The following is a 26,206-nucleotide window of genomic DNA, read 5'->3' on the forward strand; positions in this document are numbered from 1 at the left end:
ATGGCCGACTTGCTGATACGCAACGCGCGACTGGTCAACGAAGGGCGCGAGTTCGAGGCTGACCTGCTGGTCGCCCGCGGGCGCATCGACAAGATCGCCTCGAGCATCGAAGGCGTGCGCGCTAAAGTCGAGATCGATGCGCAAGGGCAGTGGTTGGTGCCGGGAATGATCGATGACCAGGTGCACTTTCGTGAACCCGGGGCAGAGCACAAGGGGAACATTGCCAGTGAGTCGCGGGCTGCGGTGGCGGGCGGCATCACCAGTTTCATGGACATGCCCAACACCGACCCGCCAACCCTCACCACTGCGGCGCTGGCCGACAAGAAACGTCGTGCGGCGGCCAGCTCGCAGGCCAACTACGGCTTTCACTTCGGCGTCAGTCGCGACAACCTGGACACCATCGCCGCGCTCGACCCGCGTGAAGTCGCCGGGGTCAAGGTGTTCATGGGTGCGTCCACGGGCAATATGCTGGTGGACGACCCGCAGGTGCTCGAGCGGCTATTCATCTATTGCCCGACCATCCTGCTGGCCCACTGCGAACACACCCCGAGCATCCTGGCCAACGAGACGCTGTGGCGGGAGCGCCATGGCGAATTCATTCCTGCGGCCGCTCATCCGCTGATTCGCGATGCCGATGCCTGCTATCGCTCCTCGTCACTGGCCGTGGACATGGCCAGGCGTTTCGGCACGCGCCTGCATGTGCTGCATCTGACCACCGCGCGTGAACTGGCGCTGTTCGCCCCAGGGCCCGTGAGCAACAAGCACATTACCGCCGAGGTCTGCGTGCATCACCTGCTGTTCGATGACAGCGACTATGCGCAACTCGGCCATCTGATCAAATGCAACCCGGCCATCAAGACCCGTGCCGACCGCGATGCACTGCGCCAGGCGCTGGCCGGCGACGTGATCGACGTGATTGGCACCGATCATGCGCCCCACACGCTCGAGGAAAAACGCCGCGTCTATGGTCGCGCGCCCTCGGGCCTGCCACTGGTGCAGCATGCTTTGCCAGCCGCGCTGGAGCTGGTCGGCGAGGGCGTGCTGAGCCTGACCCAGGTAGTCGACAAGACCAGCCACGCCGTGGCCCGCCTGTTCGCCATCCGCGAGCGCGGTTTTCTGCGCGAAGGCTACTGGGCCGACCTGGCGCTGGTCGAGCGCCTGGCGCAACCGCGCCCGGTCGCCGACGACCCGATCCTGTCCCGCTGTGGCTGGACACCCTTTCAGCATCGACACCTGCGGCATGTGGTGCGCACCACCGTGGTATCCGGCCAGCTCGCCTGGCATCAGGGCCAGGTGCAGCCACGCTGCCAGGGCCTGCCGCTGATATTCGATCGATGACCCTTTATTGCACGAGTGTGCCCCATGACTGAAGAAGACTTGCTCGGCCAGCCGGCCGAGGCCTACATGAACGAACCCCAGCGCCAGTACTTTCGTAACCTGTTGCTGGGGCAGCGGGTGGAGTTGCAGGAGCGTATAGAGCAGGATTTCCAGGCGCTGCGCGAGCAGGAAGTGCACAGCGATCCGGCCGACCTGGGCAGTGCCGAGGAGGAGCGGCATTGGCAGTTGCGCACCCTTGAGCGGGAAAAGCGCCTGCTGGACAAGATCGACCAGGCGCTCGAGCGCCTGGCCAAGGGGGATTATGGCTGGTGCGAAGAGACCGGCGAGCCGATCGGTCTGCGCCGCCTGCTGCTGCGTCCGACCGCGACCCTGTGCATCGAGGCCAAGGAGCGGCAGGAACTCAGAGAGCGGCATTTGCGCGACGATGCTTAATCGACTTCTACCGCTTGGGCATGGAGTTGCCAGCGCACCGAGCTGACGCCTTTCTCCAGGCTCACTCGGCTGACCAGGCGCTCGAGTTGTGTGGGCGCCTGTGGGGTGCCCAGCAGTTCGGCGCGTACTTCCAGGCGCAGCGGGTCGTGGAGGTCTTCGCTATGCAGCGACTGCAGGCGCAGGCCTGGGTCACTGAGGCTGTGCAGCATCAGGCTGCGTACCTGGATCTCGTCTTCGGCCCGGCAGACGATGCGCACCTCGAAGCGCTGCTCAACTTCACTGGCGGGCACCACGTCCTGACGGTCCAGGCGCTGGGCGATGTCGCGCAACAGGATGTTGGCACACAGCACCACCAGGCTGCCCAGAGTGGCCTCCAGCAACAGCCCCAGGCTGCACAGCACACCAATGGCCGCGGTGCACCAGAGCGTGGCGGCCGTGTTCAGGCCGCGCACGTTGAAACCATCACGCATGATCACGCCACCGCCGAGAAAGCCGATCCCGGACACGACATACGCGGCGATGCGCGAGGCGTCGCTGGGTTCCATGCCGGGTACCGCCTGGGTCATCAGTACGAACAGGCAGGCACCGGTGCTGACCAGCGCATTGGTGCGAAGGCCGGTCAGGCGCTGGCGCAGTTGACGTTCGGCGCCGATCAGGGCGCCGAGTACGAGGGCCACGCTGACGCGCAGCAGAAATACTTTCCAATCCATAGCAAACCTCTTTCCACGGGCAATGGCCCGCGCATACGCCACTGGCAAGCGTGACGCCGATGAAATGAATGAGCGCGCAGGACCACGACACTCGCCGGCATGAGCTGGCTGAGCGAGAAAGAAGAGGGGAGATCTGCCTTTGCAGGCGAGATGGACCGCCGTCTACCGTATTCGGCAAGACAGCGGCAGGAATGCTGCCGGACTAGCTTGCCGTGTGGACCTGTCGCAATCGACTGGGGCTACTGTCCAATGCAGGACTCCTGTAGGGGATGCATAAGTGCGACGCGGACCTTACGCCTGCAGTTGCGCAGAATCAAGGCCGAATTCATGACAATTGCTTCATTGCCGAAACCTCCTACCGTTTCCGATGCGTTCGTCAGCGGTGGTAACCTTGGCGCCTTTAACTATCTACGCCGGACTGTCCCATGCTGTTCAACACCGCCGTGCTGCTCGCCACGTTGGTGGCCATGGAGGGTGTCGGCACGCTGGCCCACAAGTACGTCATGCACGGCTGGGGCTGGTGGCTGCATCGCTCGCACCATGAGCCGCACCTGGGTGTGCTCGAGACCAATGACCTCTACCTGGTGGCGCTGGCCCTGATCGCTGCTGGCCTGATGGCGCTGGGCAAGGCCGGCTACGCGCCCCTGCAGTGGGTCGGCGCAGGTGTAGCGGGCTATGGAGTGCTGTACGTGCTGGCCCACGACGGTTTCTTCCATCGGCATTGGCCGCGTAAACCCAAACCCATGCAGCGCTACCTCAAACGCCTGTACCGGGCGCACCGGCTTCATCACGCGGTCAAAGGGCGCGAGGGTAGCGTGTCGTTCGGTTTCTTCTACGCGCCACCGCTGCGCGAGCTCAAGCGCCAGTTGCGCGCGCGGCGAGGTGATTGAGTCGCGCAGGATTCAATTCGCGGTTTCCTGCGCGGCAATGGCTTCTTTGTGTCCTCGACTCACCCACCAGCCAAAGGCGGCGGCCGTGAAGAACATGATCAGGCTGTAGATCGCTGCCGGCACGGCCATGGTGGCGTTGTTCAGCAAGCTGGGGCTCAGCGCCAGTGCGATGGCCAAGGTGCCGTTGTGAATGCCGATCTCCATGCCGATGGCAATTGCCTGGCGTTTCGGGATGCGCAACAGGCGCGGCACCCAATACCCCAACCCCAGGCTGATCAGGTTGAACAGCAGCGCGGCGACCCCCACCACCGGCGCGTACTCCACCACCGTCTGCCAGTCCTTGGCCAGTGCCAGGACGATGGTGAAGGCCAGGAACAACCCCGCTACCAGCTTCATCGGCTTCTCCATCCGCGCGGCAAAGCTCGGTGCGTAGCGGCGGATCAGCATGCCCAGGCCCACAGGCAGCAAGACGATGGCGAAGACCTGCATGACCTTGGCGAATTGCAGCGGGATGGCCTGGTCCGACTCCATGAAGTAGATCAGCGACAGGTTGACCAGCAGTGGCATGGTGAGGATGGCGATCAGCGAGTTGACCGCCGTCAGCGTGATGTTCAGTGCCACGTCGCCATGTGCCAGGTGGCTGAACAGGTTCGCGGTAGTCCCGCCCGGCGATGCGGCCAAGAGCATCAGGCCCACTGCCAGCGCGGCCTCCAGGCCAAACCCGTTGGCGATCAGGAAGCAGATGAACGGCAGCAACAGGATCTGACAGGCCAGGCCGACCAGCACGGGCTTGGGATACTTCACCACTCGGGCGAAGTCGGCGAGGGTCAGCGACAACCCCAGGCCCAGCATGATGATGCCCAGGGCGATGGGCAGGAAGGCAGTCAGCAAGGGGGAGGCGGTCATTGGCATGCTCGTGGGCGAGGGATTCCGGAGAGTGTAGGCAGGCTCCGTCGATCAGCTAATCGCAAAGTGCCAGCCTTTGGTAACTGATTATTTCCGGATGAGCCGCACCTCGCCGCGTCCTGACGCGTTGCGATGGACTGCCGAGCACAGTAGGATTCGCGCTTTTGCCGAAGGATTAGCTCGTCATGTCGTTCCAGCAAGGTCTGCTCGCCACTCCGGTGCCGGCCCACGCCCGTCACCTGTTCTTTGCCCTGCATACGGGGGAGGCGCTGCCTGCCGTTCTGGATGCCTTGTTGCAGCAAGTCGACGGCCACAGCCTGATTCTGGCCGTCGGCGCGCCGCTGGCCAAGGCACTGGGGCGCGATGTCCCAGGCTTGCGCAGCTTCCCGCAGCTGGACGCGGCGGTCGAAAACCCGGCCACCCAGCATGCACTGTGGCTCTGGTTGCGTGATGACGCGCGTGGTGATCTGTTCTTGCGTGCCCAAGCCCTGGAGCAGGCCCTGGCGCCGGCTTTCACATTGGTCGACAGTGTCGATGGTTTTCTGCACCACGGCGGACACGACCTGACCGGCTATGAAGACGGCACCGAAAACCCGCGGGACAACGATGCTGTCGACGCGGCCATCGTGGCGGGCGAGCAAGCGGGCCTGGCAGGTTCCAGTTTCGCTGCGTTCCAGCTGTGGAAACACGACCTCAACTATTTCAAGTCGCTGCCTCAGCCAGAGCAGGACGACATCATTGGCCGTCGCCTGAGCGACAACGAGGAACTGGAAGACGCGCCGGAGTCGGCCCACGTCAAGCGTACCGCGCAGGAAAGCTATGACCCCGCGGCCTTCATGGTGCGCCGTTCGGTGGCCTGGGCCGACAACCGTGGCGCAGGGCTGGCTTTCGTTGCTCTGGGCCGTTCGTTCGATGCCTTCGAAATCCAGCTGCGGCGCATGAGTGGCCTGGAAGATGGCGTGGTCGATGCCTTGTACCGCTTCAGCCGACCACTGACCGGCGGCTACTACTGGTGCCCGCCAATGGGGGCTGAAGGCCTGGACCTGCGCCTGTTGCTCGGTTAAATATCCCGATACAGAATCGCTGCGCATCGCGGGGTAGAGCGACTAGCCTTGAAGGTTTCCCCCTGTAAACGGGAGCCTCCTTCATGTACGCACGTCGCGATGTCCTGCGGGCCAGCGCCGCGCTTGGCGCGCTGGCCCTGAGCCCTTGGCTGCGCGCCGAGTCCGCCAGCGGCCTGCTGACCCGCAAGATCCCCTCCACCGGGGAGGCCTTGCCGGTCATCGGTGCCGGCACTTCCGGCAGTTTCGAGGTCCAGGCCGGCTCTGCCCAGTACCAACAGCTCAAGGCTGTGCTCGAGGCGTTCTTCAAAGGCGGCGGCAAGGTCATCGACACCTCGCCCAACTACGGCGGTGCCGACGCTATTCTCGGCCAGTTGCTGGAGGAGGGTGGCTGGCACCGTCAGTGCTTCATCGCCACCAAGATCGCCGCCGACAGCCGCGACGCCGCCGAACGGCAATGGGCGCAAAGCCTGTCCAGCCTGCGTACCGACAAGGTCGACTTGCTGCAGATCCACAACCTGCGCGACTGGCAGACTCAGCTCCCCTATGCCCGGGAGTTGAAGCAGCAAGGCAAGACACGCTATGTGGGCATCACTCACTATCTCAACAGCGGCCAGGATGAGGTGGCGCGCATCGTGCGCAACGAGCCGCTGGATTTCATCCAGATCAACTACTCGGTGAACGCCCCGGATGCCGCGCGCGAGCTGCTGCCGCTGTGCCAGGACAAAGGCGTCGCGGTGCTGGTCAACCGTGCTTTTGACGATGGCCGGCTGTTCGCCCGGGTCAAAGGTCAGGCATTGCCGGGGTGGGCGGCCGAGGCGGGTATCGGCAGCTGGGCGCAGATGTTCCTGAAGTTCGCCATCAGTCATCCGGCGGTGACCACGGTAATTCCTGCGACCGGCGGACCGGACCGTCAGCTTGACCAGCTCAAGGCGGGCAGCGGGCCGCTGCTGAGCGAAGCCCAGCGCCAGGCGCTGATCAAGCAATTTGCCTGACGCCATGAACGGCTGGCGGCGGCGCCTGGACCAGAGCCTCAACATCCAGCCCGGCGAAGGTCCGGCAGTGGTCGCAGGTCTTGCGCTGTTCTACCTGCTGTTCACCGGTTATTTCATGCTGCGCCCGGTCCGTGAAACCATGGGCGTGGCCGGTGGGGTGGACAATCTGCAATGGCTGTTCACCGGTACCTTCATTGCCACCCTGGCCTGCCTGCCGCTATTCGGATGGCTTGCTTCACGGGTGAAGAGGCGACGCATCCTGCCGTGGACCTATGCCTTCTTCACCAGCAACCTGCTGTTGTTTGCTGTGCTCTTTGCCCGCGACCCGGACGACCTCTGGAATGCGCGGGCTTTTTATATCTGGCTGTCGGTTTTCAACCTGCTGGCCATCTCCCTGGCCTGGAGCGTACTGGCAGACCTGTTTTCCAGCGAGCAGGGCAAGCGCCTGTTCGGCCTGCTCGCGGCGGGTGCAAGCCTTGGCGGCCTGAGCGGGCCGATTCTTGGCACTCTGCTGGTTTCTCCCCTCGGGCATGCGGGTTTATTGGTGCTGGCGGGCGTCTGCCTGCTTGGCAGCATAGGCGCTGCGCTGTACCTGCAACACTGGCGTGAGCTGAATCCGCTGCCGACCAGCACCGCGCATCCGACCTCGCGGCCGCTGGGCGGCAATCCGTTTTCCGGCGCCACCGCCGTGCTGCGGTCGCCCTACCTGTTGGGTATCGCGTTGTTCGTCATACTGCTGGCCAGCGTCAGCACGTTCCTGTATTTCGAGCAGGCCCGTATCGTCAGCGAGACGTTCAGCGACCGGACACGTCAGACACAGGTCTTCGGCCTGATCGACACGGTCGTGCAAACCCTGGCGATACTCACCCAGGTCTTTCTCACCGGACGCCTGGCCCGGCGCCTGGGTGTCGGCGTACTACTGGTCGGCGTGCCCCTGGTGATGGCGGTCGGTTTCCTATGGCTGGCGCTGGCGCCGGTATTTGCAGTGTTCGTCTTCGTGATGGTCATGCGTCGTGCGGGTGAGTACGCCCTGGTTCGCCCAGGGCGGGAGATGCTCTTTACCGTGTTGCCCGCCGAAGAGAAATACAAAGCCAAGAACTTCATCGACACCGTGGTCTACCGGGGTGGCGATGCCTTGAGCGGTTGGGTCAAGCGTGGCCTGGACCTGCTGGGCGAGCATCCGCAGTTGGCGATGTCGATCGGCGCCATCCTCGCGCTTGGCTGGGGGGTTACCGGCGCCTGGTTGGGCCGTCGCCAGCGTCGCCTCGAGAATGCTCCGTAGCGCAATGCACCTCGCGCCAAATACACCGCCATGCACCTTTAGCGCCGCCGGTCTGGCGGCTCGGTAATAAACCGAATCCCCTGTTGCCGCCGAGCTCCGAACTTATGTACGGCAAACGCCCGTGCATATCCCACAGCCACAAGAGGTGCAAGACCATGGCCAATAACCAGAACAAGACTGGCAGTCAGGGTGGAAGCAAAAATCCTGGCAACTTCGCCAACGACCGGGAAAAAGCGTCCGAAGCCGGTCGCAAAGGGGGCCAGCAGTCCGGTGGCAACAAGCAGAGCGACGACATGGGCCGCAAGGGCGGTCGCTCGTAAGCGATGCTGCGCGGTGCCGGGGCAGCTCGGCACCGCAACAGTGCAGTAGGGTAAGGCACGAATTTCGGGTTTCTACCCGTAGTCATCTTCCGCATCAATTCGCGCTCGAGCCCCGCAGGCAGGCAACCCTTGCCTGCCTCGAAACTTCACCGGGAGCCGGAGGCAGCGGTCGTGCTCGGCCTCAGTGCGGCGCGCGCACGATGGTCTTGAGCAGGTCTTCCGGGCTGATGTGCCCAACCACCTGGCCCACCGCACTGCCGGGGGAGGGCAGGTCGATGATGTGGCCTTTCATCCGACCGACCACGTGCATTTCGCACGGCTTGCAGTCGAACTTCAGGGTCAGCACTTCGTCGCCATGAATCAGCTGCATTGGCGCGACCTTGGTTCGTACACCGGTAACGCCCTTGGCCTGCTTGGGGCACAGGTTGAACGAGAAGCGCAGGCAGTGCTTGGTGATCATCACCGGCACGTCGCCGTGTTCCTCATGGGCCTCGAACGCAGCATCGATCAGCTTCACCCCATGGCGATGATAGAAGTCACGGGCTTTCTGGTTGTAGACGTTGGCCAGGAACGACAGGTGCGCCTCGGGATAGACCGGTGGCGGACTGGTCTCGGCCTTGCGGCTGCCGCGAGGGTGCGCCTTGACCCGCGCCTCGGTGAGCGCCTCGATAGCCTCGCGGCGCAGGGCCTTGAGCTGAGAGTTGGGAATGAAATACGCCTGCGGGGCATCGAGCTCAATGGCCTCGGCGTGGTACTGGGTGGTACCCAGTTGGCCCAGCAGGTCGTGCAACTGATCCAGCGCCTGCTGTGGCTTGTTGGCCGCACCGAACGGGCCGTCCAGGGCAACCTGCACAGTGATGCCTTCCTCGCTGGTGACGCTCAGCGCCAGGCGTTGCTCGGTCAGCACGGCCTGCCACTGAACCGCGACGCGACGCTCGGAAGAGGTACGTTGCAGCGCCTGTTGCCAGTTATGGTCGAGGTTGCGCGACAGGGGATGGTTCGGTCGCAGTTTGTGCAAGCCTTCGGGCATCTCGTTGGGCTCGACGCGATAACGGTAGCGTGTCTGGCCGTCTTCCTCGAACTCGCCACGCGGCTCGGCGATGTTGGCCCGGAAGCCCACCACTTCGCGCTTGACCAACACGTTCAAACCGTCGCCGTTGGTCAGCGGCACCTCGGTCACCACCATCAGGTCACGCTTGCCGACCTTTTCCACCACACCTACCGGCAAACCAGTGAAGGTGGGCGAATCGAAGGCACCGATGTCGATCTTGCGGTCGCTGACGAAGTAGTCGGTGCTGCCGCGGTGGAAGGTCTTGTCTGGATCGGGTACGAAGAAGTGCTGGGTACGACCGCTCGACGCGCGGGCCAGGTCCGGGCGATCTTCGAGAATCGCATCCAGCTCCTTGCGGTAGTGGGCGGTAATGTTCTTCACATAACCCATGTCCTTGTAGCGCCCTTCGATCTTGAACGAGCGCACGCCGGCGTCGACCAGGTCACGCAGGTTGGCGGTCTGGTTGTTGTCCTTCATCGACAGCAGGTGCTTTTCGAAAGCGACCACCCGGCCCTGGTCGTCCTTGAGGGTGTAGGGCAGGCGACAGGCCTGTGAGCAATCGCCGCGGTTGGCGCTGCGGCCGGTCTGGGCGTGGGAGATGTTGCATTGGCCGGAGAAGGCCACGCACAACGCGCCGTGGATGAAGAACTCGATGGCAGCATCGGTCTCGGCGGCGATGGCGCGGATCTGCTGCAGGTTCAGTTCACGCGCCAGCACCAGCTGGGAGAATCCGGCCTGGTCGAGAAACCGGGCCCGCTCGAGCGTACGGATGTCGGTCTGAGTGCTGGCATGCAGCTCGATTGGCGGGATGTCCAGCTCCATCACCCCCAGGTCCTGGACGATCAATGCATCGACACCGGCGTCGTACAGCTGGTGGATCAGCTTGCGTGCAGGCTCCAGCTCGTTGTCATGGAGAATGGTATTGATCGTGGTGAAGACCCGCGCGTGATAGCGCCGGGCGAACTCCACCAACTCGGCGATATCGCCGACCTCGTTGCACGCGTTGTGCCGCGCGCCGAAGCTTGGGCCGCCGATGTAGATGGCGTCGGCGCCATGCAGGATGGCCTCGCGGGCGATGGCCACATCGCGGGCAGGGCTGAGCAGTTCCAGGTGATTCTTTGGAAGGGACATGTCGTTATAGGTTCGGGCTGTCACGGTTTAGGGCGGCATTGTAGCGATGAATTGCCGCGCAGGCACCCGTGACGTTCCAGATGGGCGTACTTGCAGCGACGGGCCCGCTTCCCTCGAAGCAGGCCCGTCTGCGCCCACACCTTTCAGCGAGCCGGAGCAGTTTGCTCGGTTTGCCATTGCGTCCTGCTGGAGGCTTTCCCACAGATGGGCGTCAGCTGTACGCTCAGCAATTGATCCAGGTTCGCATCAAACACTGGAATCATCATCCGGGCACTGCAGCCAGCGACCCGGTCCTGACTGATGACATTCCCTGCGCGAATAATCGATACCCATGTGCCTTCAGGCGACACCACCGACTCCGGAGGCGACCAAGTGACATCCACGACGCCCACTCTCGGCCGGAGCAGGGCAAGCCGTGGAGCCCCCGTGATCATCGGCACCCAATCGCCTTCTGTACCGATCCCGGACCCAGGATATGCAATGACCTGACACACCCACTTCTTGTCGGTCCTGAGCGGCGCTTTCAACGACAAGCGCGCCTGGGTCCGAGGGGCATCGACGCTCGCAGAGGCGGCGACCGTGCCGGTCTCTGGCGAAAACACCTGCACGATGTAGTGAGTGAACTGCAGACTGTTCGACATGTTCCAGGCCACATCGACGCCCTCGTTGTCCAACACCACTGAAGTGATTTCGGGCCTGGCTGCCACAACGCGCAAAGGCGTGGTCCTGATGCCTGCACCTTTTGCGGTCAGGGCCGTGAGGGTGAAGGTGAGCTCATCGAATTCCGGCAGTGGCGACGACAGTGGAAAGTCGGCGAACTCGTATTCCATGGGCAGGCTCATTTCGTAATGCTTGCCGGTAAGCGTACTGTGCAGCTTCAGTTGGTATCGCACGATCTCTGTGGGATCCAGCGTAAACCATGCTACTGCTATGCGGTTTCCACCGCGATAAAGCGGGCTCTGCTCCAGATTCGGCGGGTTCATGGATGGCGGGAAATGAATCAGCTCCGATCGGGCGCGGGTACGCTCGCAAGCCACAGCCTCCACGCCGACTGTCCAGCCTTGGTTATTGCCTAGCCCCCCGTCCAGTTGCGAATTGCTCACGACAGCACAGGCGCTGTCTGTTCCGCTGACTGGAATGACGAATGTCGTGCCGCTGACCGTTGATGACACGACGATCTCATAGCCCAGGAGAGCCTGGCTGGAGGGCTGCCAATCAATGTGCAGGGCCTCGCCATCGTATATCGCCGAGTGCAGGACCGGCTGGAGGGTTGCAAGGGGCAGTGGGGCACTGCTCCTTGATTCCCCCTGCTCCAGCAGCGCCATCAGGATGACGCGATATTCACGCATCGCGCTCAGGGGTTCGGCCAGAGGCAATATGCCGGCGGTGGCCGCGCGGTCTGGAATGAACTGATGTTTCAATGACGTCCAACCACTTGCGTCCTGATGGCACAAGGTGATCACCCAACCCGCGGGCTTGACCCACTCGAGAGGGTTCCATGCCACGCTCAGGCAGTCTGCCTCGTAAACCGCCCGGACGATGGTGGGCCTGAGTGCATCGTTATCGCGCAGCATTGCCCACCTCCTGTGAAGCACCGCTTTTGTCAGAGGAACGCTGCGCCTTTTGTTTTTGCTGGTTATCGTAATCGGTCAAGAACGCCGGATGGACTTTTGCTCGCTGTTGCGCTGGGCTGAGAAGTGGCGCTCTGCTTTTGAGATCTGCCAGCATATTTTGCGTCGCGAGGTTACCCGACAAAATGCCGTTGGCATAATAACTGCCCTCGACGCCACCTTTGAACTGCAAGTTGTATACAGGGGTGGCGTGAGCCTCGACATAGTCGACGCCCGTCACCGTAACCGGAGAACCCTCGACGGCCAACTTGTCGCCTGGATGGATTTCCCGTGCCTGTACCTCTACGTTTCTCACGGCGCTCCCGACTTGAATCGCTCGCATGATGGGATGGGTGGGCGTGACATGGAGGGTCTGGCCGGTAGTGCGTATCTCAAGCATGAATTCATTTTCTGTACCCGTGGTTCTTTCACTGACGGTGCGCACGCCAGCAGGTGTCTTCACCTGGTCTCCCGAGACGATATCTTCAATTTTCTTGGTCTTGCCCGACGCCAGGGTGATCAATGTGCCCCCTGCGACACAACCTTCCATGATGCGGAGTTGAGGGATGATCTCCCTGCCGGGTTGTCCAGCGGATCTGGTATCGCTGGTAAATACAAACGTTACGTTTCGTGGCGAGGGGTCGTCTGGTGTTCCTGGGAGGATTACGTTGTTGGTCATCCAGAAGTTGACGATTGAGTCCTTGTTGTTGGTCAAGCAGGACGGGTTACGTTTGAACGTTTCGGCAGCGTACTGGAAACTCATCTTTCCGTTACCGTCAGATGTCCAATCGTCCAAATTTTCCCCCGTTCTGGAGTACACCCGGCACCCCCCTCCGGCCAGACTTTGTAAATAGATCGTCGTAGCGCCAGTGAGCGTGGATCCGGTCTTTTCCTCGGTGACGGCGTAGCCAGAGACGGGAATTACATAGTTGACAGGCTTGTTCTGGCTTGCCCAATAATCGCACTCTTCGCGGCTGAGGCGGTTCCAGCACATCAAGATGGGTTTATCTTTGTCAGCGAGTTTATTGCTGCAGGCTTCAGTCGATGCAGAAGCAGCGACACATTGGCCATTGGCGCCTCTTTCGCAAGGCCTGGGCTCTGTCATACACGCATCAACGAGCCCCGTTGAACTGACCGCCTTTATCATGACAGGCGGTGGAAGTTCAGCGTCAGGGTCTTTGGGGATCACGCTGAAGACAGCGACAGCGCGAACGGGAATTGCCGACTCCACCGTGGCACTCATGCTAACGCGGAAGTCAGGAAGACTTGTCAGGTCAGTCGCGGTCTGCGAGGCAACAAAATCCCCCGTGAAGTCGTTATACATAACGAGTGTGATCGTGTTCGCGTCACTGCCGTTCACAAGTGAGGAAATGGCTTCAGACTGGTAGGTGATCGCTGAACTATTTACCGCCGCGGTCGAGCGCGAAAGCTCCGAGATGAACTGAAGATCTTCCAATGGGGCGTCTGCATTAATGGACGTCTCGGGGAAGTCAACCGGTTTTACGGGATTGGCCTTTGTGCCGGAAACCGCTAGCGCTTTCACCCGCTGTTCATGCGCAGCTTCCATGCGCCTGAACAGTTCGGGCGCATGTGCTTTTGTATTCCCTGCCTGGAGTTGTTGAGCCTTGTAGAACGCATAATGCTTGGGGTTGCCCCAATCCAACTGATACAGGACGCCAGGGGTGAGAGCCTTGGTCAATTCCCCCCCCAATGTTTCAACTGTCGTCAAGGCGTTTTCTTCGTTTACTTCATCAGCGGTAACCTCGGCTGCCCAGGCGGAGGAAAGTGCAGAACACGATAAAAATAATGCGGCCAATAGACTAATTGAGGTCGGTGCTTTACTCGCCATGGTCTTTGCTCCCTCGGGTCAGATCCTTTGAACAGCAACACACGACATCGCCGTTTCGGACAACATTGTTGAGATCTAACCTACTGAGGTTCCGCGCTCGTCGACAACTGGCAAAAATGATAGGTCACTCGTCTGTGCCAGACAGATCACCAAGGCAATCGATCAAGGCCGAAGCTGCTGGCGAAAGGCTGCACTCTGTGCGGGTGATGATGCCGATTTCACGCTCCAGACCTCGCGCTTCCAAGGGCCTGCGCAGCAACCTGTGTGTACCGTCGTCCGCCGACTCCGGCAGCAGCGTGACGCCCAACCCATTGCGCACCAGCGCCAATACCGTCGACATGTAGTTGGCTTCCATGGCCGCTTGCAACACCAGCCCGTGTGCGCGGAACACCTGTTCGATCTGCGCCCGCACGCTGCTGTCGCGCCCGGTGAGAATCATCGGCAGGCCGTCCAAGGCTTGCAGACTGACAGGGCCGGTGGCCAGCGGGTGCCCGGCGGGCACAAACAGGCACAGTCGATCGCGCAACAGCGGCGTGAAGTCCAGCCCATGGCCGAACTGGCTGCGCACACCCACCCCAAAATCCACATCGCCTTCGCGCACGCGTTCGACGATGCGCTCGGCAACCAGGTCGCGCAGACGCACTTCGACACCTGGATGCCACTGGCGGAACACCGCCAGCCGCTCGGCCAGCGCTCCGGCGCACAGCGAGGGCAGGGCAGCCACGGTGACCACCCCGCGGCGCACCGCCGCCAAGCCCTGGCTGGCGCTGACGATGTTGGAAAGATCGAGCAGCAGCTTCTCCATTGCCGGCAGCGCCTCGCGCCCTGCGCCCGTGAGGGTGACGTGCCGAGGGCTGCGTTCGAGCAGGGCGACGCCCAGCCAGGTTTCGAGCTGGCGGATCTGTACGGTCAGGGCCGAGGGCGACAGGTGCAGGTCGTCGGCGGCGCGGGCGAAGTTGCCACGCTGGGCAACGGTGATGAAGGCACGAATATGCTGCAGGGCGTTCTTCATTTTGTTTTTTCGAATGTGCATGGCTTTAAATTGCAATTTACACGCTACCGGCGCTCTCCTGATACTCGGGGCAACAACAAAAACAAGCCGGAGTAACTCCATGCTCGCCCTCTATGGCGTCATTACCATTCTGTCCTTGCTGATCGCGGTGATGAGCAAGCGCATCTCGCCCCTGGTCGCGCTGATCGCCTTTCCCGTCGTGGCTGCCTTGCTCGCGGGCTTCGGCCTGCAGACCAGCGGCTTCATTCTCACGGGTATCAAGAATGTCGCCCCGGTGGTCGGCATGTTCATCTTCGCCATCCTGTTCTTCGGGGTGATGACCGATGCCGGCATGCTCGACCCGATCATCGACCGCATCCTGCGCGCCGTCGGCACCCGCCCGACCCGTATCGTCTGCGGCACCGCGCTGCTGGCGTTGCTGGTGCACCTGGACGGCTCGGGTGCGGTGACGTTCCTCGTCACGGTGCCAGCGATGCTGCCGCTGTATACGCGGCTTGGCATCGACCGGCGGGTCCTGGCCTGCGTTGCGGCGATGGCGGCGGGGGTGAACTTCCTGCCCTGGACCGGCCCGGTGCTGCGCTCATCCGCCGCGCTGCACGTGCCGGTGGCCGAGCTGTTCCAGCCACTGATTCCGGTGCAAGTGGTGGGGCTGTTGTTCGTCTTCGGCTGTGCCTACTGGCTGGGCCGACGTGAAGAGAAGCGCCTGGGGCTCATGGCCGGCGCCGATGCCGGCGCGGCACCGCAGCGTATCTTGACCGCCGATGAACAGGCTCTGCGCCGTACCCACATGTTCTGGCCGAACCTGCTGCTTACCGTGCTGGTGATGGCGGTGATGATCGCCGGCTGGGTCGATCCCGTGGTGATGTTCATGCTCGGCACTGTCGCGGCGCTTTGCCTGAACTACCCGCGTGTCGACCAGCAGCGCGAACGCATCGACGCGCATGCCAAGACTGCCCTGACCATGGCCAGCATCCTGCTTGCCGCGGGGGTGTTCACCGGGATCATGCAGGGCACGGGCATGCTCAAGGCCATGGCCGAGGTGGCGGTGCAACAGATTCCGCCGGGGCACGGGCGATTGATTCCTGCCCTGGTGGGCTTCGTGTCGATGCCGCTCAGCTTGCTGTTCGACCCGGATTCGTTCTACTTCGGGGTCATGCCGGTGATTGCCGAAGTCGGCCGCTCGCTGGGCGTGGACCCGGTGCAGGTGGCCCAGGCGTCGCTGCTCGGGGTCCATACCACCGGCTTCCCGGTCAGCCCGCTGACCCCGGCGACTTTCCTGCTGGTGGGGCTGTGCAAGCTTGACCTTGCCGATCACCAGCGTTTCACCCTGCCATTTCTGTTCGCCGCGTCGGTGCTGATGACCCTGACCGCGCTGGCACTTGGAGTCTTCTGAAGATGAACACTTTGCGAATCGGCGCCGGTGCCGGTTATTCCGGCGATCGCCTGGAGCCTGCGGTGGAACTGGCCCGGGATGGGCAACTGGACTACCTGGTCTTCGAGTGCCTGGCCGAACGCACCATTGCCCTGGCCCAGCAAGCCCGACTGGCTGACCCTCGTGCCGGCTTCGATCCGTTGCTGGCCGAGCGCATGCGGGCGGTGCTGCCCTACGTACGCCGCGGCGAGCAGCGACTGCGGATCATCACCAACATGGGCGCAGCCAACCCGCGTGGCGCCGCGCGACAAGTGTCGGTCATCGCGGCTGAACTCGGGGTGCAGGGGCTGAAGGTCGCGGCCGTGGAAGGTGACGATGTGCTCGACGTGCTGCGCCAGCACCCGGAGTGGACGCTCGACAATGGCCTGACGGTGGCCGGGTTGGGTGAGCGGCTGGTCTCGGCCAATGCCTATCTGGGGGTCGAAGGGATCGTTCAGGCGCTGGCCCTGGACGCCGATGTGGTGATTACCGGTCGTGTTGCCGATCCGTCGTTGTTCCTTGCCCCCCAAGTGCATCACTTTGGCTGGCCTGCCGACGATTGGCGCCGCCGAGGCCGAGGGACGCTGACCGGGCACCTGCTCGAATGCGCGGGGCAGGTCAGTGGCGGCTACTTTGCCGACCCCGGCATGAAGGATGTGGCCGACCTGGCACGGCTGGGTTTCCCCTTCGCCGATATCGACAGCGAAGGCCTGGCCACGCTCGGCAAGGTGGCCGGCAGTGGCGGTCGCATCGATGTCGCGACGTGCACCGAGCAACTGCTTTACGAGGTACACGATCCACGTCGGTACCTGACGCCGGATGTCACGGCCGACTTTTCGGGCGTGCACTTGCAGGCCTGCGGCAAGGATCAGGTGCGCGTCAGTGGTGGCGAAGGCACGGCTCGCCCGCAGCACCTCAAGGTTACTGTGGGCTATCGGGATGGCTGGATCGGCGAAGGGCAGATGTCCTACGGTGGCCCGAACGCCGTGGCGCGGGCGCGTTTGGCCGGGCGGATCGTCGAGGAACGCCTGGCGTTGACGGGCGTCGCCGTCGAAGAATTGCGCTGCGAGCTGATGGGGGTTGATTCGCTGCACGCCAGCCACTTCGGCATGGGCGGCGAACCCTGGGAGGTACGCCTGCGGGTTGCGGCGCGCTGCCCGAGCCGTGAAGCGGCGCAGGCGGTCGCCAACGAGGTCGAGACCCTCTACACCAATGGCCCGGCTGGCGGTGGCGGGGCCACTCGCCAGGTCCGCGAAGTATTGGCCGTCGCCAGCCTCTACCTGCCGCGTGAACTCGCGCAACCTCAAGTCCACCTGGAGCAATGTCCATGACCCGCCGACTGCACGAACTTGCCCACACCCGTACCGGGGACAAGGGCGACACCTCGAACATCTCGCTGATCGCGTATCGGGACGAGGACTACCCGCTGCTTGAACGGGAGCTGACAGCGGAACGGGTGGCAGCGTGGTTCGCCCATCTTCGCGATGAAAGCGCGGGGCCTGTACGTCGCTATGACTTGCCGCAACTCAAGGCCCTGAACTTCGTGCTGCCGGGTTTATTGCGTGGTGGCGTGACCCGCTCGTTGGCGCTGGATGCCCATGGTAAGTGCCTGGGGGCGGCGTTGTTGGCGATGGAGGTCTAGCTCTGCTATCAGCCCTTGGCCGCCATCGCCGTCACTTCGACCTTCATCCCTTCGAACGCCAGCGAGGCCACGCCCACCGCCGCACGCACTGGCCATGGCTTGGCGAAGAAGCGCTGGTACACCTCGTTGAATGCCGCACGATCGGCCATGTCGGTCAGGTAGATGGTCAGGTGCAGCACGCGGTCCATCGAGCTGCCCGCACGCTCCAGCGCGTCCTTGAGTGCCTGCAGGGTGCATTCGCTCTGGGTGACGATATCGCCCAGCTCAAGCTCGCCATCGGCGCGCACCGGGACCTGGGTGGTGACCAGGATACCGTTGTATTCGGCGACATCGGAGGAGATGGACGCGGCGTCCGCATCGGGGGTGAAGGTGATACCAGTCTGGGCCATGAACGACTCTGCCTTGCTTTGGAAGTGAAAGCGCAAGCCTACGCGAGCCGCGGCCCCGGTCGCAAATGCATTGAAATCACGCGCCCCGGCCTTCAGAATCGCGCCGATTCTCATGCAAGGGGTTGGCGTTGAACGAACAGACATTGTCGCAGCGGCTGGAACGCGTGGCGGCTCACATCCCGCCAGGGGCGCGCCTGGCCGATATCGGTTCCGACCACGGCTTCCTGCCGGTGGTCCTGGTATTGCGTGGCGCCATCGAGGCCGCAGTGGCGGGCGAGGCGGCGGCAGGGCCTTGCGAGTCAGCCCGGCGCAATGTGCGCCGCAACGGGCTGGACGCGCGCATCAGCGTGCGCCTGGCCAACGGTCTGGCCGCCATCGAAAGCGATGATCGCATCGACACCATCAGCCTCTCGGGCATGGGCGGGGAAACCATCGTCGAGATCCTCGAGGCGGGCAAGGCGAGGTTGCAGGATGGGCAGCGCCTGGTGCTGCAACCCAATGGCGGCGAGCAACCGCTGCGCCAGTGGTTGATGGACAACGGCTATCGGATTGTCAGCGAAGAGGTGTTGCGGGAGAACCGCTTCGACTACGAGATCATCGTCGCCGAACAGGCCGACTCGGTGCGCTACAGCCCGCAGGAGCTATTGTTCGGCCCCTTGCTCATGCGCGAGAAAAGCGCGGCGTTCATCAACAAGTGGCAGCGCATGCGGCGCCAGCGTCAACAGGCATTGGCCAACTTCGAACGGGCCAGGGAAGTGCCTCAGGACAAGGCCCAGGCTTTTGCGATGCACATCGACTGGATCGACCAGTTGCTGGCCTGATGCTCATTGCTGCGAGCAGTTGCCCATTTCGCGGTAAGCGATCTTGTGGGTCTGGCCCTGGTGGTCAACGTAGACCATGTGCGCCGTGCCGACCTGGCAATCGGCAGCGTTACTGGCCGGGGTGATCGACACCACCTTGGCGACATCCAGCGGCATACCGTATTCGTAAACCTGCCCCTCGGCAGACGGCGTGCGAGGCTGCTCGGCGAAGGCGGCGAAGGCGGCGATGGGCAGGAGGGCGCTAAACAGCGCAAGTGCGGCGATCGAGCGTTTCATGATGAACTCCAGATGAGGTTTCCCTCATGATCCATTCATTGGTGTTTCACAATAAATGGGCTGGACCGTGATAGATTCCTGCCTTCAAGGTATGAATCACGCTGGAGCGTCACTTCATGGACATGCTGCACGCAATGCGCACTTTCGCCCGGGTCGTGGAGTGCGGCAGCTTCGCCGCAGCCGCCAATGCGCTGGACATTTCGGCGGCGCAGGTGTCGCGGATCGTCGCCGAACTGGAAAACCAGTTGCAGACTCGCCTGCTGCATCGCACCACCCGGCGGCTACGCATGAGCGAGGCGGGGGAGCGCTTTCTCGAACGCTCGCGCCAGATCATGCTGTTGACCGAAGAGGCATTCGACGAAGCACGCGGCGCCCACCTTACGCCCCGCGGACGCCTGCGCGTGCATTGCAGTCATGGTCTGGGTCTGCTGATGATGCCGTTGGTGGCACGCTACAACGCCTCGTGCCGTGAAGTGGTGATGGAGCTTACCCTGTCCCAGCGCAACCCCGACCTGCTCGCCGAAGGGCATGACGTGGTCATTGCCATCGGCCAGGGCCTGCCTGACTCGCAACTGATCGCCATCCCGCTGGGCAGCATCTACAGCGTGCTGTGTGCTTCCCCCGACTACCTGGCTCGCCACGGCGTCCCCAAGCGTCCTGAGGACCTGCACGAGCATGTCTGCCTGCGCACGGTCGATCCGCTGTTCGAGGAGGACTGGCCCTTCGGTGACGCGCCGGACAGCTGCGTGATTTCCCCCCAGGACACCTTTCTCACCAATGTGGCCGATGCGATGGTCAAGGCGACCGAGCTCGGCATGGGCATTGGCCTGTTGCCCTATTACTCGGCCAGCCAGGCACTGGAGGACGGGCGCCTTTGCCGACTGCTAGCCCCGCATCGGTTGCGGCAACGGGAGATCTATGCGATCTACCCGTCGCGGCACTATCTCGATGCCAAGGTGCGTACCTGGCTGGACTTTCTCAAGGAGCAGTTGCCGGTGCTGTTCCAGGCGCATGAGCGGCTGGTCGATGACCCACGCTACTGGCGCTAGGGCTCACCGGCTGTCCTGATCCTCGGCATTGCCACCGGTTGCCCCTGCGCCGCTGCCGGTAGCCTCGCCAGTGCTGCTCGAGCCACCGGTGCTGCCGTCGGCCGCGTCGGCGTTGCTGCCGGTATCACTGCTGTCGTTACCCTTGCTGCCGCCAGGGCTGTTGACGCTGCTGCCGTCGCCGGCGGTCTCGCCCTGTGTGGCGGGGGCCTTGTGGTCGGAGTGATTGGTGTCGGTTGCGGCGAAGCTGGCACTGGAAGCCAGCCCAAAGGCGAGGAAGAAAAACAGCGGGCGCATGTGAGCCATGGTGAATCTCCTACGAGGATGATCGTCCTTCGTTCGGCTGCGCGCAGAGGGCAGGGTGCCCGTCGAGCGACGGGCGGTCGTGGGGATGCCATGCAGCCCCACGTGCGCACTTGGATCAGGCAGGCTCGGAGCGCGCGAGCGGGGCGCTTTCACCCGTAACGGCATCGACGATCGGCGGATGATCCTGCGCGGCGTGGATCAGTTCCTCGGTCATGCGCAACTCGGCGCCGGTTGGCGAAAAAGTCGCGGTAGGCGCGAAGGGGGCCGGATGCTCGGGCGCCGGGCGCTTGCCACGCCGCCAGACGAAGAAGCTGACCATTGCCAGGTTGATCACGGCGAAGGCCCAGAACAGCCCGGCCTCGCCATAGGAGGTCATCACTGGCGAGATCGCCAGCGGGCTCAGCGCCGACCCCAGCGAGTTGATCAGCAGCAGGCCCTGGATCATCGGCACCAGCGCATCCATCGGCGCGCGGTCGGCGGCATGGCTGACCGCCACCGGATACACCGCGAACACACCACCACCCAGTAGGAACAATACCGCTGGCAGCCACGCCGAGGTGGAGGGCAACAGCAGGATGACCAGCGACAGCACGACGCACAGCGTACCCAGGGCGATCAACACATCCTGGCGATCCTTGCGGTCGGACCAGCGCCCGACCGGGTACTGCAGCAGCATCGCGCCCAGGATCACCCAGGCCATCATGCGCCCGACTTCACCGACATCCAGGCCAATACGCTGCAGGTACAGCGGCAGCAGCGCATATACCGCAGCAATCGCCACGCCCGAACCAAAACAGCCGACCAGGCCGCTCGGCGTCACCCCCAGCAGTTGCCGCGGCTTGAGCGGCTCGACCTGCTCCAGCAACGGCGATACCCGCGGCAGGATCACGATCGGCAGTACCGACAGCGCCGCCAGCATGCCCGCAACGGTGAACGGCGCACTGGCGCCCAGGCTCACCAGCTCGCCGAGCATCGCCTGGCCCAGCACGCCCGCGCCGTACAGCGCAATCATGTACAGGGCCAGCAGGCGTCCACGAATCTTCGCGTCACCGGCCAGCAGCAGCCAGCTTTCGATCACCAGGAACACGCCGACCGTCGCCCAGCCGTTGAGCAGGCGCAGGGCGAACCAGCCCCAGGTATCGACGAACAGGCCCTGCAACAGAATGGTTGCGGCAATCAGCGAAGCGAAACTGCTGTAGGCACGGATGTGGCCAATGCGCAGGATCAGCCGGTCGTTGAAGATGGCGCCGAGGGTGAGCCCGATGAAGAAGCCCGACGAGACGATACCGATCATCGTCGCCGATTCGCCGGCTTCGCCGAGGCGCAGGGTGGTCAGGGAATACAGCAGGCCATTGCCCAGGGCAATGATGAACAGCCCGAGCAGGGGTGCCAGCGCCATCGCCAGCAAACGCGGAGACATACGTACCTCAAGTGATCGATCAGCGAATGAACCTCTTCGACCACACGTGTATGACCGGACCTCGAAGGAGTGGGGCTGCACGTAAGTGCCAGGGCGGAGATGCGACCAGGGCAAGACTCAACCGCAGACTCGGAGCACGAGATCGGGCGGGGTCGGTTGAGCCTGTTGCACATGCGCGATGTGGCTGAGGCACGGACGTTGTCATTGCTGCCGGTAGCCACCGTACGAGGCGACTGGGCGAAAAGGCGCGGCATTCTACGCCCGCGCCCCATCACTTGCCAAAGCCCTTGAGGTGCGACAGGAGGCCGCACCCTCTGCTGGATCAGGACGAAGGTTTCGCCGCTGTGTCCTGGCCGCTGTCGCTGTTGACCTGGGCGTCTTGCTGGGCGGCCTTGGCGGCTTCGCGCTTGGCCACCATGTCTTTGCTCTGCTGCTGTTGCAGGGCCCAGCGGGCATGGTGCTCCTGCAGGCGCTCGGCGCCGCCCTCGGCGAAGGCGGAGGTTACGGCGGTGGCGGCCAGCAGGGCCAGGGCATAGCGCAGGGATTTCATGGTTTGACCCTCCATCGTAGTTTGATTCTTCAAGGGCCTTGCAGGAGCGGCCGATGGAGAGAGGATGGAGCGCCAGGATTTTCTCAGGATTAACAACGATCAGATGTTCGACCGTTGGTCGCCTTGGTTTTGCGGTTTTCATCAGTTGCCAGGCAAGCGATTGCAGCGGACCTGGCAACCGAGTGGCCTCAGTGTTTCGGCAAGTCCCGCGTGCGCAGTTTTTCCGGCAAGGCGAACAACAACAGCACCGCTGTCACCAGGCTCGTGGCAGCGATCAGATACAGCGCAGGCGTGGTGCTGCCCGACAGATCGCGAATACGTCCCACCAGTACCGGGCTGACGATCCCGCCCAACTGCCCGAGTGTATTGATCAGCGCGATGCCACCGGCAGCCCCGGCGCCTGCGCCAGCCAGCAACTTCGGCGGCAGCGCCCAGAAGCTCGGAATGGCCGCCACCACACCGGCACCCAGCAGACCGAGGGAGACGATCAACAACGGCGTGTGGTCATCGAACAGTCCGGCGCACAGGAAGCCCAGGGCACCGAGGCTGATCAACCCGGCGGTAAACCAGCGCCGCTCGCCGGTCGCATCCGACCACCGGCCACACACCACCATGGTGATTGCCCCGCAGACATAGGGCACAGCCGTCAGCAGGCCAATCATCGACGGGTTCTCCGTCCCTGCGCTGCGGATCAGCTGAGGTGCCCAGAAGTTCAGGCCGTAGGAGGCGATCTGAATCAGGAAGTAGATCAACCCGAGCATCAGGAAACCGGGGATGCGGATCGCCTGCAGCAGCGAACCTTTTCCATGAGCCGCCTGCGCCGGCTCGATGCGTGAGCGCAGCAACTGTTTTTCCTTGTCGCTGAGCCAGCCGGCGTCCTCGATGCGGTCCTTGAGCTGGGTCAGCACCAGCAACCCAAGCGCTACGCAGGGCAGGCCGCCCAGCAGAAACAGCCAGTGCCAGCCGCGCATCTGCATGACCCCGTCAAGATGACCGAGCACCAGGCCCGAGAACGGCGCGCCGAACAGCCCGGCGAAGGCCGAAGCGAGGAACAGCAGCGAGGTGATGCGGCCACGGAAATGCTGCGGGAACCACAGCGTCAGGTAGTACAGCACGCCGGGCGCGAAACCGGCTTCCATGGCGCCGATGATGAAGCGCAGGGCATAGAACTGCCATTCGCTGGTGACGAACACCATGGCGGCGGTGGCCAGGCCCCACGAAATCATGATCCGCGCGATCCAGCGGCGGGCACCGACCTTGTACAGCATCAGGTTGCTCGGCACCTCGAACAATACATAGCCCACCACGAACAGGCTCGCTCCCAGGCCGTAGGCGGTGTCGCTGAAACCGAGGTCGGTCTGCAACTGGAACTTGGCGAAACTGATGTTGATGCGGTCGAAGAAGGCGAACAGATAACACACCATGATCAACGGCATGAGGCGCCAGGCGACCTTGCGGACCAGGGCTTTTTCGCTGTCGGCGCCATCGGTGGCACCCAGCGGCAGGGCGGAAAGGGTCATTGATGTTCTCCAGTCGGGCCGCCCTGTGGGCGGCCTTGTTGTTCTTGTTGTCTGGCGGGGCCACGGCCCCTTCGGTGTAGCGAAGAATCAGGCGGGCAAACCGGCCGGCAGTGGGTGCAGGTCGCAATTGCGTCCGGCCTTGACCAGTTGCCCCGGCACCTCGTGGCCGAGCAGCGCAGGCAGGCTGCGCGACATCTTCAGCAGGCCGTCGAGGTCGATGCTGGTAGGGATGCCCGTCTCGATGCACAGGTTGACCAGGTCCTCGCTGCAGATGTTGCCCGATGCTCCCGGCGCGAACGGGCAGCCGCCCAGCCCGCCGAGCGCGGCATCGAAGCGCCGCGCACCGGCTTCGTAGGCGGCCAGCACATTGCACAGGCCCAGCCCACGGGTGTTGTGAAAGTGCAACGTGAGCATCGATGCCGGCAGGCGCTCCAGGCTGCGCCGCACCAGGCGCGCGACCTGACGCGGATTGGCCATGCCAGTGGTATCGGCCAGGGTCACACCCTGCACACCAAGCTCCAGGTAGGCGTCGAGCAGGCGCAGCACCAGATCTTCCTCGACGGCGCCTTCGAACGGGCAACCGAACGCAGTGGCGACACTGGCGTTGAGACTCACCGCCCGACCTTGCACGGCCTGGACGATATCGCCAAAGCCTGCCAGCGACTGTTCGCGGCGCATGCGCATGTTGGCCAGGTTGTGCGACTGGCTGGCCGACAGCACCAGGTTCAGCTCGTCGGCGCCGGCAGCCAGTGCGCGCTCGGCGCCTTTGAGGTTGGGGATCAGGGCGACGTAGATCACACCCGGCTGACGCTGGATGCCACGGAAGACTTCATCACCATCGCGCAGTGCCGGAATGGCCTTGGGCGAAACGAACGAGCCCGCTTCGATGCGGCTGAAACCCAGCTTCGACAAGCCATCGATCAGGCGGACCTTGTCTTCGGTCGGCACCCAGGTCGGTTCGATCTGCAGGCCGTCACGCGGGGCAACCTCCTGCACCACCAGCAGGTCTGCGTTGTTGTCGATCATTGCACCACCCCCTTGGCCCGCAGGCCGATGATCTCATCGGGGCCCAAGCCCAGCCCAGCCAACAGTGCATCGGTGTGTTCGCCCAGCGCCGGGCCCTGCCAATCGACGCGACCGGGCGTATCCGAAAGCTTCGGCACGATACCCGGCATGCGCACCGGGGTACCGTCGGGCAGTTGGCTGTCCAGCAGCATGTCGCGGGCCTGGTAGTGCGGGTCGTTGACGATGTCGGCAACCGAATAGATGCGCCCGGCCGGGACCTCGGCGGCTTCCAGCGTGGCCAGTACCTGGTCGATCGGGTGGCGGCGAGTCCAGGCCTCGATCGCGTCGTCGAGCTGTGCCGATTGCGCGGCGCGACCATCGTTATGGGCAAAGGCCTCGGCCTCGCCCAGGTCTGGTCGGCCGATGGCCTGCATCAGGCGGCGGAAGATCGGGTCGCTGTTGCCGGCGATCACCACGAACGCACCGTCGGCGGTGCGATAGGTGTTCGACGGCGCGATGCCGGGCAGGGCACCGCCGCTGCGTTCGCGGACATGCCCCAGCAGGTCGTACTCCGGCACCAGGCTTTCCATCAGGTTGAACACGCTTTCCACCAGCGATACATCGACCACCTGACCGACACCGCCGTTGGCACGCACATTGAACAGCGAGAGCAGGGCACCCATCACCGCGTGCAACGAGGCCAGCGAGTCACCCAGGCTGACGCCTGCCCGCGCCGGTGCCGAACCCTGTTCGCCGGTGGTATAGCGAATACCGCCCATGGCCTCGCCGATCGCACCGAAGCCAGGCCGGTCGCGATACGGGCCGCTCTGGCCATAGCCGGAGATACGCACCAGGGTCAGGCGTGGATTGAGCGCGTGCAGTACGTCCCAGCCCAGGCCGAGCTTTTCCAGCGCACCGGGGCGCAGGTTCTCGATCAGCACGTCGGTGTCGGCCAGCAGGCGCTTGACGATGGCAAGGCCTTCAGCGGCCTTCAGGTCGAGGGCCAGCGACTTCTTGTTGCGTGACTGCAGGTACCACCAAAGCGAGGTGCCGTCGTGCAGCTTTCGCCACTTGCGAAGCGGGTCGCCCTGACCCAGGGCCTCGATCTTGATGACTTCGGCGCCGAACTCACCGAGCAGGCGAGCGGCGAAGGGGGCGGCGATCAGCGTGCCTATTTCCAGGACCCTGATGCCTTGTAGCGGGGCAGGCATGGTGCGTACCTCTTTGTTCTTG

At 63.5% G+C, this 26,206-nt stretch carries 26 protein-coding genes; 12 read left to right on the top strand and 14 right to left on the bottom strand.

Annotation, left to right across the window (positions count from 1 at the left end; genetic code table 11):
• Positions 1-1,338, top strand: coding sequence for a dihydroorotase (locus ACNFHO_RS18335; protein ID WP_416767018.1), 1,338 nt, complete (start codon positions 1-3; stop codon positions 1,336-1,338).
• A 24-nt stretch (positions 1,339-1,362) separates the two neighbouring features.
• On the top strand, positions 1,363-1,770 hold the full coding sequence (gene dksA / locus ACNFHO_RS18340; protein ID WP_054891385.1) for an RNA polymerase-binding protein DksA: 408 nt from the start codon (positions 1,363-1,365) through the stop codon (positions 1,768-1,770).
• On the opposite strand, the gene ACNFHO_RS18345 is transcribed toward dksA, so the two are convergent.
• Positions 1,767-2,480, bottom strand: coding sequence for an MgtC/SapB family protein (locus tag ACNFHO_RS18345; protein ID WP_054891386.1), 714 nt, complete (start codon positions 2,478-2,480; stop codon positions 1,767-1,769). The two genes, dksA and ACNFHO_RS18345, sit on opposite strands and share 4 nt — an antisense overlap.
• A gap of 425 nt (positions 2,481-2,905) precedes the next feature.
• Between ACNFHO_RS18345 and ACNFHO_RS18350 the strand changes: the two genes are divergently transcribed.
• Positions 2,906-3,370 carry a sterol desaturase family protein gene (locus ACNFHO_RS18350; protein WP_416767019.1) on the top strand — a complete coding sequence of 155 codons (465 nt, stop codon included), beginning with the start codon at positions 2,906-2,908 and terminating at the stop codon, positions 3,368-3,370.
• A 12-nt stretch (positions 3,371-3,382) separates the two neighbouring features.
• Here ACNFHO_RS18350 and ACNFHO_RS18355 read toward each other — a convergent pair whose 3' ends face one another.
• Entirely contained in the window at positions 3,383-4,276 is an 894-nt protein-coding gene (locus ACNFHO_RS18355; protein WP_416767020.1) for a bile acid:sodium symporter family protein, read from the bottom strand.
• A 185-nt stretch (positions 4,277-4,461) separates the two neighbouring features.
• On the opposite strand from ACNFHO_RS18355, the gene ACNFHO_RS18360 reads away from it, so the two are divergent.
• The 4 genes from ACNFHO_RS18360 (at position 4,462) to ACNFHO_RS18375 (ending at position 7,934) form a co-directional block, all read left to right on the top strand.
• Positions 4,462-5,340, top strand: a complete 879-nt coding sequence (locus tag ACNFHO_RS18360; protein ID WP_063544871.1) for a Dyp-type peroxidase — start codon at positions 4,462-4,464, stop codon at positions 5,338-5,340.
• Between the two features lie 83 nt (positions 5,341-5,423).
• The gene (locus tag ACNFHO_RS18365; RefSeq protein ID WP_416767021.1) at positions 5,424-6,332 is read left to right on the top strand and encodes an aldo/keto reductase; all 909 of its coding nucleotides are present in this window, start codon (positions 5,424-5,426) and stop codon (positions 6,330-6,332) included.
• 4 nt (positions 6,333-6,336) lie between these two features.
• Entirely contained in the window at positions 6,337-7,614 is a 1,278-nt protein-coding gene (locus ACNFHO_RS18370) for an NTP/NDP exchange transporter (RefSeq protein WP_416767052.1), read from the top strand.
• A gap of 155 nt (positions 7,615-7,769) precedes the next feature.
• Complete coding sequence (locus tag ACNFHO_RS18375) at positions 7,770-7,934, top strand: general stress protein (RefSeq protein WP_054891392.1); 165 nt, start codon at positions 7,770-7,772, stop codon at positions 7,932-7,934.
• 181 nt (positions 7,935-8,115) lie between these two features.
• On the opposite strand, the gene ACNFHO_RS18380 is transcribed toward ACNFHO_RS18375, so the two are convergent.
• The 4 genes from ACNFHO_RS18380 to ACNFHO_RS18395 form a co-directional block, all read right to left on the bottom strand.
• Positions 8,116-10,116: a peptidase U32 family protein gene (locus tag ACNFHO_RS18380; RefSeq protein ID WP_416767022.1), complete on the bottom strand. Its 2,001-nt coding sequence runs from the start codon at positions 10,114-10,116 to the stop codon at positions 8,116-8,118.
• A 143-nt stretch (positions 10,117-10,259) separates the two neighbouring features.
• Complete coding sequence (locus ACNFHO_RS18385; RefSeq protein ID WP_416767023.1) at positions 10,260-11,690, bottom strand: hypothetical protein; 1,431 nt, start codon at positions 11,688-11,690, stop codon at positions 10,260-10,262.
• On the bottom strand, positions 11,677-13,575 hold the full coding sequence (locus ACNFHO_RS18390; protein ID WP_416767024.1) for a Hint domain-containing protein: 1,899 nt from the start codon (positions 13,573-13,575) through the stop codon (positions 11,677-11,679). Before ACNFHO_RS18390 ends, ACNFHO_RS18385 begins: the two co-directional genes overlap by 14 nt.
• Before the next feature lie 124 nt (positions 13,576-13,699).
• Positions 13,700-14,587 carry a LysR family transcriptional regulator gene (locus ACNFHO_RS18395; RefSeq protein WP_063546717.1) on the bottom strand — a complete coding sequence of 296 codons (888 nt, stop codon included), beginning with the start codon at positions 14,585-14,587 and terminating at the stop codon, positions 13,700-13,702.
• Positions 14,588-14,687: 100 nt separating this feature from the next.
• Between ACNFHO_RS18395 and ACNFHO_RS18400 the strand changes: the two genes are divergently transcribed.
• The 3 genes from ACNFHO_RS18400 to ACNFHO_RS18410 are packed head-to-tail and all read left to right on the top strand — an operon-like array spanning position 14,688 to position 17,640.
• Positions 14,688-15,980, top strand: a complete 1,293-nt coding sequence (locus ACNFHO_RS18400) for a CitMHS family transporter (RefSeq protein WP_416767025.1) — start codon at positions 14,688-14,690, stop codon at positions 15,978-15,980.
• 2 nt (positions 15,981-15,982) lie between these two features.
• Positions 15,983-17,329, top strand: coding sequence for an acyclic terpene utilization AtuA family protein (locus ACNFHO_RS18405; RefSeq protein ID WP_414155452.1), 1,347 nt, complete (start codon positions 15,983-15,985; stop codon positions 17,327-17,329).
• The gene (locus ACNFHO_RS18410; RefSeq protein WP_054891400.1) at positions 17,326-17,640 is read left to right on the top strand and encodes a hypothetical protein; all 315 of its coding nucleotides are present in this window, start codon (positions 17,326-17,328) and stop codon (positions 17,638-17,640) included. Before ACNFHO_RS18405 ends, ACNFHO_RS18410 begins: the two co-directional genes overlap by 4 nt.
• Before the next feature lie 8 nt (positions 17,641-17,648).
• Here ACNFHO_RS18410 and ACNFHO_RS18415 read toward each other — a convergent pair whose 3' ends face one another.
• Positions 17,649-18,029: a RidA family protein gene (locus ACNFHO_RS18415; protein WP_054891401.1), complete on the bottom strand. Its 381-nt coding sequence runs from the start codon at positions 18,027-18,029 to the stop codon at positions 17,649-17,651.
• Between the two features lie 128 nt (positions 18,030-18,157).
• Between ACNFHO_RS18415 and ACNFHO_RS18420 the strand changes: the two genes are divergently transcribed.
• A complete protein-coding gene (locus ACNFHO_RS18420) occupies positions 18,158-18,850 on the top strand; it encodes a tRNA (adenine(22)-N(1))-methyltransferase (RefSeq protein ID WP_063544879.1) in 693 nt (230 codons plus the stop codon).
• 3 nt (positions 18,851-18,853) lie between these two features.
• Here the strand turns inward: ACNFHO_RS18420 and ACNFHO_RS18425 are convergent, their stop codons facing one another.
• Positions 18,854-19,126, bottom strand: a complete 273-nt coding sequence (locus tag ACNFHO_RS18425; RefSeq protein ID WP_416767026.1) for a DUF2790 domain-containing protein — start codon at positions 19,124-19,126, stop codon at positions 18,854-18,856.
• A gap of 116 nt (positions 19,127-19,242) precedes the next feature.
• Here ACNFHO_RS18425 and ACNFHO_RS18430 point away from each other — a divergent pair, with 116 nt between their 5' ends.
• On the top strand, positions 19,243-20,175 hold the full coding sequence (locus ACNFHO_RS18430) for a LysR family transcriptional regulator (protein WP_414155454.1): 933 nt from the start codon (positions 19,243-19,245) through the stop codon (positions 20,173-20,175).
• A 3-nt stretch (positions 20,176-20,178) separates the two neighbouring features.
• Here the strand turns inward: ACNFHO_RS18430 and ACNFHO_RS18435 are convergent, their stop codons facing one another.
• The 6 genes from ACNFHO_RS18435 to ACNFHO_RS18460 all read right to left on the bottom strand — a co-directional run bounded on the left by ACNFHO_RS18435 (position 20,179) and on the right by ACNFHO_RS18460 (position 26,184).
• Positions 20,179-20,478, bottom strand: coding sequence for a hypothetical protein (locus ACNFHO_RS18435; protein ID WP_112898242.1), 300 nt, complete (start codon positions 20,476-20,478; stop codon positions 20,179-20,181).
• A gap of 115 nt (positions 20,479-20,593) precedes the next feature.
• A complete protein-coding gene (locus ACNFHO_RS18440; protein WP_416767027.1) occupies positions 20,594-21,898 on the bottom strand; it encodes an MFS transporter in 1,305 nt (434 codons plus the stop codon).
• A 322-nt stretch (positions 21,899-22,220) separates the two neighbouring features.
• Entirely contained in the window at positions 22,221-22,448 is a 228-nt protein-coding gene (locus ACNFHO_RS18445) for a hypothetical protein (protein ID WP_416767028.1), read from the bottom strand.
• A gap of 188 nt (positions 22,449-22,636) precedes the next feature.
• A complete protein-coding gene (locus ACNFHO_RS18450) occupies positions 22,637-23,968 on the bottom strand; it encodes an MFS transporter (protein WP_063544884.1) in 1,332 nt (443 codons plus the stop codon).
• Between the two features lie 87 nt (positions 23,969-24,055).
• Complete coding sequence (locus ACNFHO_RS18455) at positions 24,056-24,994, bottom strand: hydroxymethylglutaryl-CoA lyase (RefSeq protein ID WP_063544885.1); 939 nt, start codon at positions 24,992-24,994, stop codon at positions 24,056-24,058.
• Complete coding sequence (locus tag ACNFHO_RS18460; protein ID WP_416767029.1) at positions 24,991-26,184, bottom strand: CaiB/BaiF CoA transferase family protein; 1,194 nt, start codon at positions 26,182-26,184, stop codon at positions 24,991-24,993. The genes ACNFHO_RS18455 and ACNFHO_RS18460 overlap by 4 nt, the downstream gene beginning before the upstream one ends.
• Between the last annotated feature and the right edge of the window lie 22 nt (positions 26,185-26,206).

Origin of the sequence: Pseudomonas sp. NY15374, assembly GCF_048068255.1 — a bacterium.
GTDB lineage: Bacteria > Pseudomonadota > Gammaproteobacteria > Pseudomonadales > Pseudomonadaceae > Aquipseudomonas > Aquipseudomonas machongensis.